15 protein-coding genes are annotated in these 17,795 nt (G+C 63.4%); 5 read left to right on the top strand and 10 right to left on the bottom strand.

The window, feature by feature from the left end; genetic code table 11:
• The gene (treY, locus tag QX071_RS09360; RefSeq protein WP_315701105.1) at positions 1–2,814 is read left to right on the top strand and encodes a malto-oligosyltrehalose synthase; all 2,814 of its coding nucleotides are present in this window, start codon (positions 1–3) and stop codon (positions 2,812–2,814) included.
• On the opposite strand, the gene QX071_RS09355 is transcribed toward treY, so the two are convergent.
• Complete coding sequence (locus tag QX071_RS09355; protein WP_315701106.1) at positions 2,811–3,122, bottom strand: polyhydroxyalkanoic acid system family protein; 312 nt, start codon at positions 3,120–3,122, stop codon at positions 2,811–2,813. The two genes, treY and QX071_RS09355, sit on opposite strands and share 4 nt — an antisense overlap.
• Positions 3,123–3,293: 171 nt before the next feature.
• Between QX071_RS09355 and QX071_RS09350 the strand changes: the two genes are divergently transcribed.
• Positions 3,294–3,458: a DUF3309 family protein gene (locus QX071_RS09350; RefSeq protein ID WP_315701107.1), complete on the top strand. Its 165-nt coding sequence runs from the start codon at positions 3,294–3,296 to the stop codon at positions 3,456–3,458.
• A 113-nt stretch (positions 3,459–3,571) separates the two neighbouring features.
• Here QX071_RS09350 and ligD read toward each other — a convergent pair whose 3' ends face one another.
• Positions 3,572–6,235, bottom strand: coding sequence for a DNA ligase D (gene ligD / locus QX071_RS09345; RefSeq protein ID WP_315701108.1), 2,664 nt, complete (start codon positions 6,233–6,235; stop codon positions 3,572–3,574).
• 124 nt (positions 6,236–6,359) lie between these two features.
• On the opposite strand from ligD, the gene QX071_RS09340 reads away from it, so the two are divergent.
• Entirely contained in the window at positions 6,360–7,241 is an 882-nt protein-coding gene (locus QX071_RS09340) for a Ku protein (RefSeq protein WP_315701109.1), read from the top strand.
• A gap of 127 nt (positions 7,242–7,368) precedes the next feature.
• On the opposite strand, the gene QX071_RS09335 is transcribed toward QX071_RS09340, so the two are convergent.
• From QX071_RS09335 to QX071_RS09300, 8 genes are all read right to left on the bottom strand, one after another.
• A complete protein-coding gene (locus QX071_RS09335; RefSeq protein WP_315701110.1) occupies positions 7,369–7,620 on the bottom strand; it encodes a DUF6496 domain-containing protein in 252 nt (83 codons plus the stop codon).
• A gap of 72 nt (positions 7,621–7,692) precedes the next feature.
• Positions 7,693–8,394 carry a response regulator transcription factor gene (locus QX071_RS09330; protein ID WP_315701111.1) on the bottom strand — a complete coding sequence of 234 codons (702 nt, stop codon included), beginning with the start codon at positions 8,392–8,394 and terminating at the stop codon, positions 7,693–7,695.
• Positions 8,391–11,108 carry a sensor histidine kinase KdpD gene (locus QX071_RS09325; RefSeq protein ID WP_315701112.1) on the bottom strand — a complete coding sequence of 906 codons (2,718 nt, stop codon included), beginning with the start codon at positions 11,106–11,108 and terminating at the stop codon, positions 8,391–8,393. Before QX071_RS09325 ends, QX071_RS09330 begins: the two co-directional genes overlap by 4 nt.
• Positions 11,109–11,176: 68 nt before the next feature.
• Complete coding sequence (locus tag QX071_RS09320; protein ID WP_315701113.1) at positions 11,177–11,782, bottom strand: K(+)-transporting ATPase subunit C; 606 nt, start codon at positions 11,780–11,782, stop codon at positions 11,177–11,179.
• Positions 11,783–11,974: 192 nt separating this feature from the next.
• On the bottom strand, positions 11,975–14,089 hold the full coding sequence (gene kdpB, locus QX071_RS09315) for a potassium-transporting ATPase subunit KdpB (RefSeq protein WP_315701114.1): 2,115 nt from the start codon (positions 14,087–14,089) through the stop codon (positions 11,975–11,977).
• 25 nt (positions 14,090–14,114) lie between these two features.
• Positions 14,115–15,818: a potassium-transporting ATPase subunit KdpA gene (gene kdpA / locus QX071_RS09310; RefSeq protein ID WP_315701116.1), complete on the bottom strand. Its 1,704-nt coding sequence runs from the start codon at positions 15,816–15,818 to the stop codon at positions 14,115–14,117.
• Positions 15,819–15,852: 34 nt separating this feature from the next.
• Positions 15,853–15,942 (bottom strand): K(+)-transporting ATPase subunit F, encoded by a 90-nt coding sequence (locus QX071_RS09305; protein ID WP_315701117.1) that lies wholly within the window; start codon positions 15,940–15,942, stop codon positions 15,853–15,855.
• Positions 15,943–15,954: 12 nt separating this feature from the next.
• Entirely contained in the window at positions 15,955–16,077 is a 123-nt protein-coding gene (locus QX071_RS09300; RefSeq protein ID WP_315701118.1) for a hypothetical protein, read from the bottom strand.
• 989 nt (positions 16,078–17,066) lie between these two features.
• Between QX071_RS09300 and QX071_RS09295 the strand changes: the two genes are divergently transcribed.
• Together QX071_RS09295 and QX071_RS09290 are read left to right on the top strand one after the other, a co-directional pair.
• Positions 17,067–17,447 carry a hypothetical protein gene (locus QX071_RS09295; RefSeq protein ID WP_315701119.1) on the top strand — a complete coding sequence of 127 codons (381 nt, stop codon included), beginning with the start codon at positions 17,067–17,069 and terminating at the stop codon, positions 17,445–17,447.
• A gap of 17 nt (positions 17,448–17,464) precedes the next feature.
• The gene (locus QX071_RS09290; RefSeq protein WP_315701120.1) at positions 17,465–17,749 is read left to right on the top strand and encodes a hypothetical protein; all 285 of its coding nucleotides are present in this window, start codon (positions 17,465–17,467) and stop codon (positions 17,747–17,749) included.
• Positions 17,750–17,795: the final 46 nt, after the last annotated feature.

Here is a 17,795-nt window from a genome sequence, read left to right as displayed (position 1 = left end):
ATGCCTCCGGCCATTCCCCTTGCCACCTATCGCCTGCAGCTCACCGCGGATTTCAACTTCGATGAGGCTGCGCGCGTCGTCCCCTATCTGAAGGCGCTTGGCATCAGCCATCTCTATGCCTCGCCCTTCATGAAGGCGCGCAAAGGCTCGACGCATGGCTACGACATCACCGATCACACCAAACTCAATCCGGAGCTGGGTGGCGAAGAAGGCTTTGCGCGGCTGGGCGCCGCGCTGAAGCAGAACGATCTCGGGCTCATCCTCGACTTCGTGCCGAACCATGTCGGCGTGCATTATGACGACAATCCCTGGTGGCTCGACGTGCTCGAATGGGGCCAGGCATCGCCGCATGCCGTCTCTTTCGATATCGATTGGGATCAGTTGCCTTATCGTGCCCGCGGCGGCGTGCTGCTGCCGATCATCGGCTCGTTCTACGGCGAGGCGCTCGAACGTGGCGAGATCGAGCTGCACTACGATCCCGAGGAAGGCAGCTTCTCCTGCTGGTATTTCGAGCATCGCCTGCCGATCGCACCGGAGCGCTACGCCGAGATCCTGCGGGTGATCGTCAAGGAGGCTGGTGCCGAACAGAGCGACGCCGGCCAGCGAATCCTGGAGCTCGCCTCGCGCTATCACGGCCTCCGCCATCCGAACCGAAAGGAAGCACCGACCTTCAAGGCGGCCCTGAAGGATATATCCGGCGGGGCCGAGATCATCGTGAAAGGGCTTGAGGCCTATCGCGCCGGCCCCGATCGTCCGGCGCAGACGCTGGCTCTGCACCACCTCCTGGAGCGGCAGCATTACAAGCTCGGCCATTGGCGGCTCGCATCCAGCGACATCAATTATCGGCGCTTCTTCGACGTCAACACGCTGGCCGGCCTGCGGGTGGAGGACGCCCGCACTTTCGAAGCGATCCACCGTCTGGTGAAGAAGCTGATGGCCGAAGGTCAGTTGCATGGCCTTCGTCTCGATCATATCGACGGCCTGCGCGACCCCGCACAATATTTTCAGCGACTGCGCCGGCTCATCCGCGACGCGCGCAGCCCGGCCGTGCAGCCACTCTACATCGTCGTCGAGAAGATCGTCTGCGAGCAAGAGAAGCTGCCGCGCTTCGTCGGCGTGCACGGCACTACCGGCTACGAGTGGATGAATGTGATCACCCAGGTGCTGATCGATCGCAAGGGCCTGGAGCCGCTCGACGAGATCTGGCGCCAGATCAGCAGCACTTCGCCTCGGCTCGAGCCGGTGTTGAAGGAAGCCAAGCGGCGCGTGCTCGAAACGCTGCTGACGAGCGAGTTCATCGTGCTGACACGGCTGCTCGCGCGCATCGCCAACGGTCACTACTCGACCCGGGACTATTCGGAAGACAGTCTGCGTCAGGCGCTCGAGCTCTATGTACTGCACTTTCCCGTCTACCGCACTTATTTGACCGCCGCGAGCCCGACGGCGGCCGATCGGGCCATGATCGATCGCACGATCGAGCGCGCGCGGGCCGAGTGGTTTGCATCAGATGGCTCCATCTTCGACTTCCTGCGTGACGCGCTCACCATGGACCTCATCAAGCGCGACCGTCGCACCTCACATAGCGTTCCACGCGTGCGGCGCTTTGCCCTGAAGGTGCAGCAGTTCACGGGTCCGATGATGGCGAAGTCGCTGGAAGACACCAGCTTCTACCGCTTCCATCGTCTCCTGGCATTGAATGAAGTCGGCGGCGATGCGGCGGCGACAGGTCTGTCGATTGCGGATTTTCACGAGCTCATGCGCCAGCGTGCTAAGGGTTGGCCGCATGGCATGACAGCAACGGCAACGCACGATACCAAGCGCGGCGAAGACGCCCGCGCGCGGCTGATGGCGCTGACCGAACTTCCCAACGAGTGGACCTCCGCGGTTGCGCGCTGGAAGCTATTGAATGCGCCGAATGTCGTGACGGAAGGCGATATCCGCGCGCCCTCGGCCACCTTCGAATATATGTTGTACCAGACCTTGGTCGCCATATGGCCTGCCCACGGGCATGACGATGCATTGCCGGAGCGGCTCCAGGCCTATGCACTGAAGGCTGCGCGCGAGGGTAAGCAGGAGACGTCCTGGCTCAATCCCAACGAGGCTTACGAGAAGGGCTTGCACCTCTTCATCGAACGCATGCTAGACCGCGGGCGATCGCCGGAATTCCTGCAATCGCTGCATACTCTGGCCAAACGTCTTGCGCTGCTGGGGGCGCTCAACTCGTTGAGCCAGGTTACGCTGAAGGTGACCATGCCGGGCGTCCCCGACTTCTACCAGGGCACCGAGTTCTGGGATCTGTCGATGGTCGACCCCGACAACCGGCGGCCGGTCGATTTTGCGGCGCGCGCGGCCGCATTGCGCGACGTCGAGAACCCGGATTGGGTGGACTTGGTGCAAAACTGGCCGGATGGCCGGATCAAATTGGCCTGGACAAGACAGTTGCTCAAGCTGCGAACTGAATTTGCAGCCGTGTTCACGGAGGGCAACTACGAACCGCTTGCGGTCAGCGGGCCGCATCGCGACCACATCATCGCATTCGCACGTCGCCGCGGCCGCGATGCCGCCATCACGGTCGTTCCCCGTACCTTTGCACCGCTGACCGACGGCGGCCGCGTCTGGCCCCGTGCGGAGGCATTCGATGCGACGGTGCGCATCGAGGGCTATAGGATTGCAGGCCGAGAGCGTACGAGCGAGCTTCCGGTCTCATCGCTGTTCAACCATTTGCCGATCGCCGTCGTGAACGCGCGCGTCGAGGGTGCAGCGCACCCAGCGCAGAAACAAATGCCCGCGCGAGCCGACGCCTCATCTGGCTAGCTCTTCTTCGAGAGGAGCAACTGCCCGCGGTTGCGAATGGCGGCTTGCGCCGCTTCAGCAAAGCGCTGCAATAGCCAGGGTAGGACGAGCTCCACACGGACGTATTCGTCCGCCACGTCGATGCGGCCTGACGCAGCCTGCCCAAGCGCACGGACACGAAAGAACATCTGGTCGCCCTCCCAGCGTTCCTCATCGACCTTCAGGACAGGCACACTTGCCGCAGCGCGCGTCAGTCCATTCTGCAGGCGACGTACTGCCTCATCTTTGCCGAGACGGTGCGGAATTGAGATGACAAGCGGCGCTGACATCGAAATCTCCTTCCTGCCCAATCGATCAGATGTAGTTACGCCGGGCGCGACCGCAAAGACACAGAGTGATTTTCCTGGCTCCGGTTCCGGAACTTTCGAAGTTCCGACCAGTTTCCTCGGCGAAGGCAGAGCAAATGGCCGCCCCGCTGCCGGGCGGAGGAGGGATACGTCATGACAATCGGAACCATCATCCTGATCATTCTCGTGATTGCGTTGCTCGGCGGCTTCTCGGGCATTGGCGGCGGACCGTTCTATGGCACCGGCTATTATGGCGGCGGCGGCTTGGGCCTGATCGTCATCATCGTGCTGATCCTGGTCCTGCTCGGACGCATCTGAGCCGACAGCATTTTCGATGATCGAGCGAGGCGGGCGTGGTGACACCATGCCCCCTCCTTTCAGCCCCCCTCAATGATAGCAAGAGCCGTATTCGAGGCAGTGCCTTCGCCAACTCATAGCTTCTTCGCGAGCTGCTTGATTGCCGCCTTGATGGCGCCTGCAGCCTCGTCATAGCCCGCCCAGGCCGTCGTCTTGGCAAGCAGCGCTGGCACCGTGCGGATGGTGTAACGCTTGGGATCAAGCCCGTCCTTCACCTGAGTCCAGGTCAGCGGCATCGAGACAGTGGCGCCCTCACGCGCGCGCGGCGACAGGACGGCTACCGCCGTCGACATCCGGTCATTGCGCAGGTAGTCAAGGAAGATCTTACCCTTGCGTAGACGCTTGGACATGTTGAGCAGAAACTGCTCCGGGTTGTCATTCGCCATCCACTGGCAAACGCCTTGTGCGAACTTCTTCGCTTCCGGCCACGTCACCTTGTCACGCGCGCCATATTGCAAGGGCGTCACCACGTGCAGGCCCTTGCCGCCGGTCGTCTTGCAGAAGCTTTCAAGCCCCAAGCTCTTGAGCCGCTGCCGCATCTCCTTTGCCGCCGCGATCACTTCATCGAACGGGACATTCGGCGCGGGATCGAGATCGAATACGAGCCGACCTGGTACGTCATAGGCGTAAGGCGCGCAATTCCAGGGATGCAGTTCGACCGCGGCAACCTGCGCCACCGCAGCCAATCCCTCGATGCGATCGATCTCGAGGTACGGCTTGCGGTCACCAGAGACCTTCGCAAGCTCAAGCAGCTCCGATGTGCCCTGCATGCCATGACGCTGGAAGAATATCTCGCCGTGGATGCCGTCGGGAGCACGCACGATGGAGCATGGCCGGCCTTTGAGGTGGCCAATCATCCACTCGCCGACGCTCTCGAAATAGCGCGCGAGGTCGAGCTTGCTGACCGGCTCGCCATCGCCGTCGTCCGGCCACAGCGCCTTGTCGGGGTTCGAAATCACCACGCCCATCACTTCGGCGCCGCGCTTCGACCGAGATGGCGTCTCGAACACGGCGCTGCCGGCGCTGGCGACGGTCGCCGCCGCGCGCGCGACCGGCTTCCTGACCTTTGTCATGACCGGCTCTTCGGCTACGACCTCCTTCGCGGGCTTGTCCTGACGCAGCCCTTTGAACGACGCCTGCCGCACGTTGCCACCATCGGTCCATCCGGCGAACTCGATCTCAGCGACCAGCTCCGGCTTCAGCCAATGCATATCGCGCGACTTGCGCGGGGCATTCTCGCCGCTGAACGGGTTCTTGTCGGACGCCGCCGCTTTCAACGCCGGCATGATCTGCTTGACCTTGTCCTGGCCGAAGCCGGTCCCCACGACGCCGACGTAAGCGAGATGATCATCCTTGTTGACGCCGACCATCAGCGAGCGGAATTTGCCGTTCGTCGTCTTCCAACCGCCGATCACGACCTCATGGCCCGGCCGCGTCTTCGCCTTGGTCCAGCTCTCGCTGCGACCGGAATGATAGGGCGCATCAAGCCGCTTCGAAACGATACCCTCCAGCTTCAGCTTGCGCGCGGACTCCAGCACCGTCTCACCGTCGCTCTCGAAATGCTCGACATAACGGATGGGCGGGTTCTTGCCCTTGATATTTGCCTTCAGCAGCTTCTGCAGACGCGCCTTACGCTCGCGCAGCGGCAGTCGGCGGAGATCCAGCCCCTCAGCAAATAGCAGGTCGAACGCAAAATAGATCAGCTGGTCGGTCCTCCCTTCCGAGAGGGCGGCCTGCAAGGCAGAGAAATTCGGATTCCCTTCCGCATCCAGGGCCACGACCTCGCCATCGATGAGCACGTCCGGAAGTTTCGTTGCCTGATCCGCAATCGCACCGAACTTCGGGGTCCAGTCCAAGCCCTTGCGAGTCTTCAGCGTCACCTCGCCGCTTTCAACCCTGATCTGGACCCGATAGCCGTCAAACTTGATTTCATGCCCCCAATCCGCTCCTGCCGGCGGCTGCTCCACCGAGGTGCAAAGCTCCGGCGCAACGAAGTCCGGCATCACCGCGACCTTCTTAGGCTCGACGCTCTTCGCGGCAGGCTTGTTCGCAGTCGCCTTCCGCGGGCGCTCCTGCATCTCCTCGTAATTGGAGTGCCAGACCGCGTCTGCGCTCGCCGACTTCGCCTTCGCCAGCATGAACGGCTTCGGCGCCCTGCCCTTGCCGGCCGCAATCTGCGCCATCGTGCGACCCGAGGCGACCGATCTGTCCTGTGCCAGGATGTCGTTGGCCTCGCCTTCGCGCGCGAATTCGTCGCGATGCTTGATCAGAAGCCAATTGGTCCGCTTGCTACCGGTACGATCGTGGCGCATGCGCACCAGCACCCAGCTGCCGTGCAGCTTCTTGCCGCTCAACGTGAACTTCAAATCGCCGTTCTTGAAGCCACGCTCGGGATCGTCGCTTTCCCAATAGCCACGATCCCATAACATCACGGTGCCACCGCCATATTCACCTTCCGGAATCATGCCTTCGAAGTCGCCGTAATCGAGCGGATGATCCTCGACCTCCACCGCCAGCCGCTTGTCGTGCGGGTCGAGCGACGGACCCTTGGTGACCGCCCAGGATTTGAACACGCCACCATATTCCAGACGCAGATCGTAATGCAGGCGCGTCGCATCGTGCTTCTGGATCACGAAGCGCAACCGTCCGGCAGGCGTGACTTTGACGTCGCCCGAAGGCTCGGCGGTCTTGTCGAAATCCCGCTTCTTACGATAGGCAGATAGCTTTCTCAGCGCCACGGCTTTTGATCCTACTCGACGAGAGGCGCGCGAGCCTAACACGTCGCGGCCGCCGCCCGGAACCAAAACCCCTGAGATCAGTTGGGGTTCCCGATCCGCGCCGAGCCTTCCCGGGAGAGACATCATGGCCCCTCGCGCCTATTGGAAAGGGACACTCAAGCTGTCGCTGGTGAGCTGCCCGATTGTCCTCTATCCCGCCGCGACATCGACCGAGAAGACCCGCTTTCACCTGATCAACCGCGAGACTGGCAACCGCCTCAAGCAGCAGATGATCGATGCCGAGACCGGTGACATCGTCGAGGGTGAGCAGAAGGGCCGCGGATATGAGCTCTCGAAAGGACGGTATGTCGAGGTCGAGCCGGAGGAGCTCGAGGCCGTCCAGATCGAGAGCAACCACACCATCGACATCGACAGCTTCGTGCCCAGGCGCGAGATCGACCAGCGGTACCTCAACCACCCCTATTATATCGCACCCGACGGCAAGGCCGCGCTCGACGCCTTCGCGGTAATCCGCGACGCCATGAAGGACCAGGATCGCGTGGCGCTGGCGCGGATCGTCCTGACCAACCGCGAGCACGTCATCGCGATCGAGCCGCTCGGCAAAGGCATGCTCGGTACCACTTTGCGCTTTCCTTACGAGCTGCGCGACGAGGGTGAGTTTTTCGATGACATCAAAAGCCCGAGGATCAGCAAGGATATGGTCGAGCTCGCCGGCCATATCCTCCAGACCAAGGCCGCGCATTTCGATCCGTCGACATTCAAGGACGACTACGAGACCGCGCTGAAGGCCCTGGTGAAGCGCAAGGCCGCCGGCAAGCCGATCAAGCTGCCCGCGCCCGAGGAGCGGCCGAGCAACGTGATCAACCTGATGGATGCGTTGAAACGAAGCCTGAAAGGCAAGCACGCAGCCAAGCCTTCGCGCGCGCCGGCCCGACGACCGCGCACGCAGCGTCGCTCCGCGAAGAAATCGCATCGTTCGACCGCGCGGCAGCGGCGGGCGGGGTAAGACGCCTGTGGATCGCTCTCCCGAAGTCGCTATTCCCCGAAGCGAAGCAATCCAGTTGGGTCGCGATAGCAACTGGATTGCTTCGCAGCTATCGGTCCGCCCAATGACGGCCGAGAGGATTTCGCTCTCAGCGCTTCGAGCCTCGCTTCTTGGTAGTCTTCTTGCTGGACTTCTTTGATGACGCTCTGGCGGTCTTCTTCTTCGGTACCTTCTTGCCTTCGCGCCGCGCTTCGGACAAACCGATGGCGATCGCCTGCTTGCGGCTCTTCACCTTGCGTCCCGAACGGCCGCTTCTCAACGTGCCGGCCTTGCGCTTCTTCATCGCGCGCCCGACTTTGGCGGATGCTCCCTTGGAATATTTTCGTGCTGTGCGTGCCATGAAAATAATCTCCTGTGGCACCAAAGCAATCACGATGCCTGCAGAAGGTTCCCGATAAGCTCTGTCGAGCTGTCATACGTGGTCCTGATCCGGCGCGCGCAGCCGATAGCCGATTCCGGTTTCGGTGAGCACATAATGAGGGCGCTCCGGGTCGGCCTCGATCTTCTGCCGCAGCTGCCGCACATAGACGCGCAAGTATTGCGCATCGGTCAGCTCGTCCCACAGCTCCTTCAAGAGGAAACGATGGGTGAGCACCTTGCCGGCGTGCTGGACCAGAACACGCAGCAGGTCGTACTCCTTTGGCGACAGTTTGATCTCGCGCTCACCGACCTTGACGATGCGGCGCACCAGGTCGACCGAGAGATCGCCGGTGCGAAACACCGGACGCTCGCCCTTGACCTGCAGCTGATGCCTCAGCGCGGCGCGCAGACGGGCGAGCAGCTCATCCATGCCGAACGGCTTTGTCACATAATCATCAGCGCCGAGGTCGAGCGCCTGCACCTTGCCCGCCTCGTCGCCGCGGCTCGACAGCACCACGATCGGCACGCTGTCGTTGCGGCTCCGGATCGTTCGCAGCAGCTCGTGGCCGTCGATATCGGGCAGGCCGAGATCGAGGATGATCAGCGCGGGATGCTGCGCGAGCAGCTCCAATGCGCTTCTGCCGTTCGGCGCCTCCAGGATCTCATACCCCTGGGTGCTCAGCCCCATCCGGAGCAGCTTGCGGATCGGCGGCTCGTCGTCGATCACGAGGACTTTGGTCGGCGCACCCGTCATGCCGCGGTATCCAACGATTTGAGCAGCGCCGGGATGGGTAATCGGATCGTCAGCATCGCGCCGCTGCGATCTGGGCGATTGCCGGCCGAGATCCGGCCATGCATGGCCTCGATGAACCCCCGCGAAATGGCGAGCCCGAGCCCCGTGCCTGGGCGGACCTGATCGCCCTTCTGCACACGATAGAATTTGTCGAAGACATGCTCGACCTCGCCCGGCGGAATCCCCTCGCCTTCGTCGCAGATGTCGAGCACCACCCATTGCTCGTCCCGGCGCGAGCGAATGGCAATCAGCGTGTCCGACGGGGAATATTTGGCGGCGTTATCCAACAGATTGAACAAGACCTGTTCGAACAGCACGGCATCCAGCTCGAGCATCGGCAGATCGGCGGCAAGCTCCAACGAGACCTTGTGGTGGGCCAGGATCTTGCTGGCGCGGCGGAGCGCGCTGCCGACGATCTCGCCGAGATCATGCGGCGCGGTATTGGGTATGATCGCGCCGGATTCCAGCTTGGTCATGTCGAGCAGATTGGCGATGAAGCGGTTGAGACGCTCGGACTCATCGATCACAGTCGCGAGCAGGTCCAGTTTCTCCTTGTCGGTCAACCGCGCCGCAAGGTCGCGCATGGTCGAGGCGGCGCCGAGCACCGAGGCCAGCGGCGTCTTCAGATCGTGCGAGATCGAGGTCAGCAGCGCCGAGCGCAGCCGGTCCTGTTCCATCGTGCGCTTGACCTTGTCCATGTCCTCGACCAGGAGCACCCGCTCGATCGCGAGCGCCCCCTGGTCCACCAGCGCATTGAGCAGGCGCCGCTGATCCGGCGTCAACAATGGCCCGGTCCGGTCGTCATCGATACCGATGACACCGATCGATCCGCGGCCGGTGCGCATCGGCAGAAACAACCGCTTGGCGCCGGGCAACGTGTCCGAGCCACGGCCTGCCGCGCGATCGTTGCTCCAGGCCCAGCTCGCCGCCGCAAGGTCGGCGTCGTCGAGCTGGTCCTCCGGCGGGTAGCCCGCCATCACCGTCAGCTTGCCGTCCTGCGGCAACAGCAGCACCACGCGCACCTTCAACATCAGCGCTGCCTGGTAGGCGGTCGCCCACAGCACGTCGTCGAGCGTCGCGGTGCCCGCGAGCTTGCGGCTGAAGGCATAGAGCTGCTCGGTGGTGCGGATGCGGCCGATCGCGGAATCCGCCTGCACGCGCACCCGCGAGGCCAGATTGGACACCAGGATGGCGATCAGCATGAAGAAGAAGAACGCCGCGATATTGGTCGGGTCGGTGATCGTGAAGGTGTAGATCGGCGGCAGGAAGAAGAAATTGTAGCAGAGCGAGGCGAGCACGCTCGCCAGCAGCGACGGCCATCGGCCGTAGCGCGCGGCGACGCCGACCACCGCGGTCAGGAACACCAGATCGACATTCTCGACGCCGAAGCCGGGCTGGATCAGCTCCGCGACGCCAAGACCGATCGCCGTGATCAGCGCCGCCATCAGATAGGGCCGCGGCTGAAACGGCTCGCTGCGAGCGCGCGTCTGCACCGATGTGCTCGCATTGCTCGGCAGCGCGTCGCCCGCGATCACATGAACGCTGATGTTGCCAGCCCGCCGAACCAGATCGTGCACCACCGAGCCTCTTATGATCTCGAACAGGCGCGAGCGACTGGACTTGCCGATGACGATCTGAGTGACATTGTTGGCTTGGGCGAAGCTGATGAGATCGTCAGCGATATGGCGCCCGCCGGCAGGAATGGCCAGCGCCTCAGCTCCGAGCGATTCAGCAAGGCGGAGCGTATCGGCCAGCCGGTCGCGCTCTGCATCGGAGAGCTGCAGGGTGCGCCGGGTTTCGATCGTGATCGCGGTCCACGGCGCATGCACGCGGTCGGCGAGACGCTTGGTATAGCGGACCAGCCCGGCCGCACGGGGATCCTCGCTGACGCAGACCAGAATGCGCTCGCCAGCGGCCCACGGGCCGGCGATCGCGTTTGCCTGCATATGGGTGAGCAGCTGCTCGTCGACCCGCTCGGCGGTCCGGCGCAGCGCGAGTTCGCGCAGCGCCGTGAGATTACCCGGCGAGAAATAATGCTCCAGCGCGCGCTCGGCCTGCCTGGGGACATAAACCTTACCCTCCTTCAGCCGCTGGATCAGGTCATCGGGCGTGAGATCGATCAGCTCGATCGCATCGGCGCGGTCCAAGACGGAATCAGGAACGGTCTCTCGTACCCGCACATGCGTGATTTGTGCGACGACGTCGTTGAGGCTTTCGATATGCTGGATATTGACCGCGGTATAGACGTCGATGCCATGCGACAGCAGCTCCTCGACATCGAGGTAGCGCTTGGGATGCCGGCTGCCGGGCACGTTGGTGTGGGCGAGTTCGTCGACCAGCGCGAGCTGCGGGCGCCGTGCGATCACCGCATCGAGGTCCATCTCCTCCAGGACCTGATCCTTGTAGGCGATACGCTTACGCGGGATCACCTCCAGCCCTTGGACCAGGGCCTCGGTCTCGGCGCGGCCGTGAGTCTCGACGAAACCGATGACCACATCGACGCCGGCCCTCAGCTTGGCCTGCGCGCTGGAGAGCATCTCGTAGGTCTTGCCGACGCCGGGCGCCGCGCCGACAAAAATCTTGAGGCGCCCGGCAGGACTGTCCTCCCGCCGGGCGGCTTCAAGCAGCGCGTCCGGCGAGGGACGTTGATCAGGATCGCGGCGTTGACTGGCCATGACGCATTATAGATGAGCGCCCCGTCACGCCAAGCCCGACGCCTTGCGGCTCCTACGGTTCAGCCCAGTCATTTGGCCGCTGCGGTATCGAGAGCCAGGTTGAGCGCCAGCACGTTGACACGGGGCTCGCCGAGCAGGCCGAGGAAGCGGCCCTGCGTGTTCAGGACAACCAATGCGCGGACCTTGTCCTCGGGCAGGTTGCGCGCCTTCGCCACCCGCGGCACCTGGAAGAGCGCGGCGCCCGGCGAGACGTCCGGGTCCAACCCGCTCGCCGAGGTCGTGACGAGATCGACGGGCACGGCTTGCGACGGGTTCTCCGCCTTCAGCTTCTCGACATCGTCCTTGATGCGATCGGCCAGCGCCTTGCTGGTCGGCCCGAGATTGGAGCCGCCCGAATTGGCCGCGTTGTAGGGCGCCGGCACTGTCTTGGTCGAGTCGTTCGGGTCGGGCGCCGTCGTCGCCGACGGACGGCCGTGGAAATATTTGTCGTCCTTGAACTCCTGCCCGATCAGGGCTGAGCCGACCACCTGACCGTTGCGCATCATCAGGCTGCCGCCCGCCTGGGCCGGGAAGACCGCGCCGGCGATGCCGGTCATGGCGAGCGGATAGATCAGCCCGGTGATCAAGGTCAGCGCCAGCAGAACGAAAATGGCGGGACGGATTTCTCTGAGCATTGTCGTGTCTCCTATTTGTTTCCGTCATTGCGAGGCGCGAAGCGACGAAGCAATCCAGACCACCTGCTTCGTCATTCCGGGGCGATGCGCAGCATCGAACCCGGAATCTCGAGATTCCGGGCTCGCCTCTTCGAGGCGCCCCGGAACGACGGTGGACGTATTGATAGCTTCGCTCGCCATCACGGTTGTCGCTTAGGCTAAGTGCAAGGCGGTCACGATCAGGTCGATCGCCTTGATGCCGATGAAGGGAATGATGATGCCGCCTAACCCGTAGATCATCAGGTTGCGGCCGAGCAGCGCGCCGGCGCCGATGGCGCGGTAGGCGACGCCCTTCAGGGCCAGCGGGATCAGCGCGATGATGATCAGCGCGTTGAAGATGATCGCTGACAGGATCGCACTCTGCGGGCTCGCCAGATGCATGACATTGAGCACGTCGAGCTGCGGGTAGAACGCCAGGAACATCGCCGGGATGATCGCGAAATACTTGGCGACGTCGTTGGCGATCGAAAACGTCGTCAGTGCGCCGCGCGTCATCAGAAGCTGCTTGCCGATCTCGACCACCTCGATCAGCTTGGTCGGATTGGAATCGAGGTCGACCATGTTGCCGGCCTCGCGCGCGGCCTGCGTGCCGGTGTTCATGGCAACGCCGACATCGGCCTGCGCCAGTGCGGGTGCGTCGTTGGTGCCGTCGCCGCACATCGCGACCAGCTTGCCCTTGGCCTGCTCGTCGCGGATCAGCTTCAACTTGTCCTCGGGCGTCGCCTGCGCCAGGAAGTCGTCGACGCCGGCCTCGGCCGCAATGGCGGCAGCCGTCATCGGGTTGTCGCCGGTGATCATGATGGTGCGAATGCCCATCCGACGAAGCTCGGCGAAGCGTTCGCGAATACCGCCCTTGACGATATCCTTCAGCTGCACGACCCCGAGCAGTCGGCCATCCTTGGCCACCGCCAGCGGCGTACCGCCGGTCTTGGCGATCTCGTCGGCGATCGCCTGCACCTCGCGCGCCACGTCCGAATTGGGCGTCGGCTGAATCGCCCGGACCGTATTGCCGGAGGCGAGCTGGGTCGCTCCGCCGCCGATATAGTTCAGGATCGCATCGACCGCGCCCTTGCGGACCGAGGAGCCGCCGGCATCGACGCCGCTCATGCGGGTCTGCGCCGTGAACGGCACGAAGGTGGCGCCGAGCTCGGCCATGTCGCGGCCACGGATGCCATATTTCTCCTTGGCCAATACCACGATGGAGCGGCCCTCCGGCGTCTCATCGGCCAGCGAGGCGAGCTGAGCGGCGTCCGCCAGTTCCTGCTCGCCGACCCCGCGCACCGGACGGAAGGCGGTCGCCTGGCGGTTGCCGAGCGTGATCGTTCCGGTCTTGTCGAGCAGGAGCGTATCGACGTCACCGGCGGCTTCCACCGCGCGGCCCGACATGGCCAGCACGTTGAAGCGGACCAGGCGATCCATGCCGGCGATGCCGATCGCCGACAACAGCGCACCGATGGTGGTGGGGATCAGGGTGACGAACAACGCGACCAGCACCACCACCGAGATCGAGCCGCCCGCATAGGCGGCGTAGCTCGGGATCGTCACGGTGGCGAACACGAAGATGATGGTCAGCCCTGCCAGCAGGATGTTCAGCGCGATCTCGTTCGGCGTCTTCTGCCGCTCTGCGCCCTCGACCAGCCGGATCATGCGGTCGATGAAGGTCGAACCTTGCGCCGCCGTGATCTTGACCCGGATCCAGTCGGACAGCACCTGCGTGCCGCCGGTCACGGCCGAGCGATCGCCGCCGGATTCGCGGATCACGGGAGCCGACTCGCCGGTGATGGCGGCCTCGTTCACGGAGGCAACGCCTTCGATCACCTCGCCGTCCGACGGAATGGTATCGCCGGCTTCGACCAGCACGATGTCGCCGACCTTGAGGCTGGTGCCCGGTACCAGCCGATAGGTACGGTCGATGCCGGTCAAGAGCTTGGCCTGGCTCTCTGAGCGCGTCTTGCGCAGCGAGTCCGCCTGCGCCTTGCCGCGGCCCTCGGCCACGGCTTCCGCAAAATTGGCGAACAGCACCGTGAACCAGAGCCAGAGGATGATCTGGAAGGTGAAGCCGAGATTGGCTCCTCCGGTGACGAGATCGCGCAGGAAGATCACGGTGGTCAGCGCAGCCACGACCTCGACCACGAACATCACGGGGTTCTTGATCATGAGCCGGGGATCGAGCTTGGCGAACGCTGCAGCGAACGCCGGCGTCACGATTTTCGGATCCAGCATCGTGGCGACCGGCATCCGCTTGTTGGTCTTGTGAACAGCTTCCATGGAAGTCACTCCGAAAAGAGCCCGATCAGAATAAGGTGCCGGCGTTCATCGCGAGATGCTCGACGATCGGCCCGAGCGCCAGCGCCGGGAAGAAGGTCAGGCCGCCGATGATCAGAATGACGCCGACGACGAGGCCGACGAACAGGCCGCCGGTGGTCGGGAACGTCCCTGCCGAGGGCGGGATCGACTTCTTGCCCGCCAGCGAGCCGGCAATCGCCATTGCCGGGATGATCATGAAGAAGCGGCCGACGAACATCGCACTGGCAAGCGTCAGGTTGTAGAAGAAGGTGTTGCCTGTCAGACCGGCGAAAGCGGAACCGTTGTTGGCGGTCGCCGACGTGTAGGCATAGAGCACTTCAGTAAAGCCGTGCGGGCCGGCATTGGCCATCGATGCGACGGCTGACGGCAGCACCACGGCGACCGCGGACCAGCCGAGATACATCAAGGGCAGAACCAGGATCGCCAGCATCGCCATCTTCACTTCGCGCGCCTCGATCTTCTTACCGACATATTCCGGCGTGCGACCGACCATCAGGCCCGCCACGAAGATCGCGAGCACCACGAACAGCAGCATGCCGTAGAGCCCAGCGCCGACGCCGCCGACGATGATCTCGCCGAGCTGCATGTTGATCAGCGGGATCATGCCGCCGAGCGCGGTGAAGCTGTCATGCATCGCATTGACTGCACCGCAGGATGCCGCCGTGGTGATGACGGCGAACAGCGAGGACGCAACGATGCCGAAGCGGACTTCCTTGCCTTCCATGTTGCCGCCGGTCAGTCCCAGCGCATCGAGCGTGGTGGTGCCGTTGGCCTCGGCCCAATAGGTCACGAACACGCCGGCGACGAACAGCACGCCCATGACGGCGAGGATGGCCCAGCCCTGGCGCTGGTTGCCGACCATGCGGCCGAACACGTTGGTCAGCGCCGCACCGAGCACGAAGATCGAGATCATCTGCACGAAGTTCGATAGTGCAGTCGGGTTTTCGAACGGATGCGCCGCATTGGCATTGAAGAAACCGCCGCCATTGGTGCCGAGCATCTTGATCGCGACCTGGGAGGCGACCGGGCCGACCGCGATGGTCTGCTTGGTGCCCTCGAGGGTGGTCGCCTCGACATAGTCGCCGAGTGTCTGCGGCATGCCCTGCCAGACCAGGAACAGTGTGTAGACGACACAGATCGGCAGCAGCACGTAGAGAGTGCAGCGCGTCACGTCGACCCAGAAATTGCCGACCGTGCGGGCGGAGGCCCGCGAAAAGCCGCGGATCAGCGCAATCGCCAAGACGATACCCGTCGCCGCCGACAAAAAGTTCTGATGGGTCAGGCCCAGCATCTGCACGAGATAGGAAACCGTGCTCTCGCCGCCGTAGTTCTGCCAGTTGGTGTTGGTGAGGAAGCTGATTGCGGTGTTGAACGACAGATCCTCGGCGACCGCCGACTGCCCCGCGGGATTGAACGGCAGGACGGCCTGCAGCCGCATCACGCCGTAGATGATCAGGAAGCCGCCGACGTGGAACAGCAGCATTGCGACTGTGTAGGTCAGCCAGTGCTGCTCGCGCCGCTCATCGACGCCGCTGATCCAGTAGATCGCGGACTCGACCGGGCGCAGCACCGGCGAGAGAAAGGTGCGCTCGCCCGAGAACACGCGGGTCATGTACCAGCCGAGCGGTTTTGTGAGCGCGATGACGATCGCGCAGTAAAGGAGGATTTGAATCCAGCCGATAGCGGTCATGGAAGGTGCCCTTGATTGCGCAGGTCGTAAGCGGTCAGAACCGCTCGGGCCGCAGCAGCGCGTAAGTGAGGTAAACGAGAAGGCCGAGCGAGACGGCGGCCGCAAGCGAATAGTCGAACATCATGGCTCGCCTCCTCTAAAGCCGCTCGCAGGCGTAGGTGTAGCCGATCGCCAGTGCGAACAGGCCGGCGGCAAGCGCCAGCATCAGAATGTCAAGCATGGTTTGCTCCAGGTCGTGCGCGGAATAGGCAGCGCACAAAGCTGCCCTGATCCGGACGAGCAGCGTTGCGATGGATCAATCGCGGGTCGCTTCTGCTACGCCCGGATCCGTCGCCCGGAAGTGCCATTGGAGACATAGGTTTTCGAGACGGTGCCCGCGGCAAACTTATAGGAATCTCATAAAGACGGTCGGCGCTTGGCTGACCTCGGTACCGCGTGCAGCCACACGCTCACCTTCTCGCGGCGCCAGGCGTCCGAGGTTTTGAGATGATCCCCCCTTGATTCAGAGGGAGCAGGGAATGCCGGGTGAAGGCCTCACCCATGGCCCGCCTGCAAAGAAAATAGCAGGCGGCAGTCACCACAGGTTCCGCCGATCAACCGGCATTCCCTGCGCGATGGTTTTAACGCTTATACGAGTTCTCCCCGGGGACCGGCTTTCTTGCCCCCGTCATCGGCACGATGCACTGAGCATCGCCGCCAACTTGGCGCCAGCACCGGGGCGCCAGGACGACACGACTTCACGTCCGCGATCCTTGCGCTCGTCTCATCGCAAGCAACCACGTCCACCGCATCCCGCCTCACGTTCGTGACGACGCGTACGCCCCTCCGACGAAACAGGACGAAACAAGCATAGCACATTTCCGAAAAAACGAAACAAGATTTATACTGGGAGAGCTGAACCGGAAGATCGGCTTGGAAACACCGCAGAAACCGGCTTTTTGGCGCGTGTGGGACCTAAAGCACAAGCGCCGCAAGTCACACGAAACCATAAGGGCCGACCGCCGCAGACCTCTCGCCTTCGCTGCGAACAACGCGTGGGAACGGATCACCTCTGCCCTCCTCTGCCTATGCGGCATTTATATCCGGCGCCCGGCGATCATCTCGTTTTCCTACGGCGATCTTGCCATGCTGCCGGGCGCAGTCCGAAGCGGGCTGCAGCAATATGACCTTCGGGACGACGTCATGTCGCTTGCGAGCAGATATCAGGAACTTGCCGGACATGATGTCGCCGCGACGACATCGGCCCTGATGGACGACATCCTCGGCAGCTCGAGGCGCGAGTCGCCTGCCCTGGAGCGTGACCATCGCAGAGCGCGGATCGAAGACCTGATGAGGTCGGGCGCCCGGATCGACGCCGCCCTCGAGCTGATCGCGCTGGAATTGCCGCAATGGCAGCTGCGCCGGATCGCCTACGACGCCGGCGAGTGGCATTGCGCATTGTCGCGCATGCGCGAGCTGCCCGACTGGCTCGACCGTTCGGTCGAGGGCCGGCATGCCGACCTCGCGCTGGCGGTTCTCGAGGCCTGTTTGGAGGCCCGCGGATCCAGCGAGCCGAGGAGCGCCCCGCATGTGCCACCTGCCGACGCAGGCGCTGCGACGATGCCCTTCTGCTGTGACAACTTCGCTTAGCGACCCCGGGGAAAGCAGTGGTGCCAACTGCAGACACATCGACCGAGCTTTCGCCGCTACGGGTCGTGCTTCGCTTCGTCGTACGAACCTCCATCCTGCTGGTCTTCGCCGCGTTCGGCACGATCAGCTTCGGCCGCAGCCTCGCTGCGCTGCTGTGGATGACGATCATCCTCTGCGCCGTGCTTGGCACGATGCGGCGCGAGCGCGTCTTCACCGCCGGGCTGAACCATTGGGATGAGATGGTTGCCTATACCGCACTCTATTGCGGCGTCATGGAATTGAACCAGCTGACGGCCTCCTGAGGCGCGCCCTATACGCGACGCTTATGACGTCGACCGTCGCGCCGTC

The sequence above is a fragment of the Bradyrhizobium sp. SZCCHNS1022 genome (assembly GCF_032484835.1).
Taxonomy (GTDB): domain Bacteria; phylum Pseudomonadota; class Alphaproteobacteria; order Rhizobiales; family Xanthobacteraceae; genus Bradyrhizobium.
Note: the sequence above shows the minus strand (reverse complement) of the source record. Positions and strands in the feature narration are given on the sequence as shown.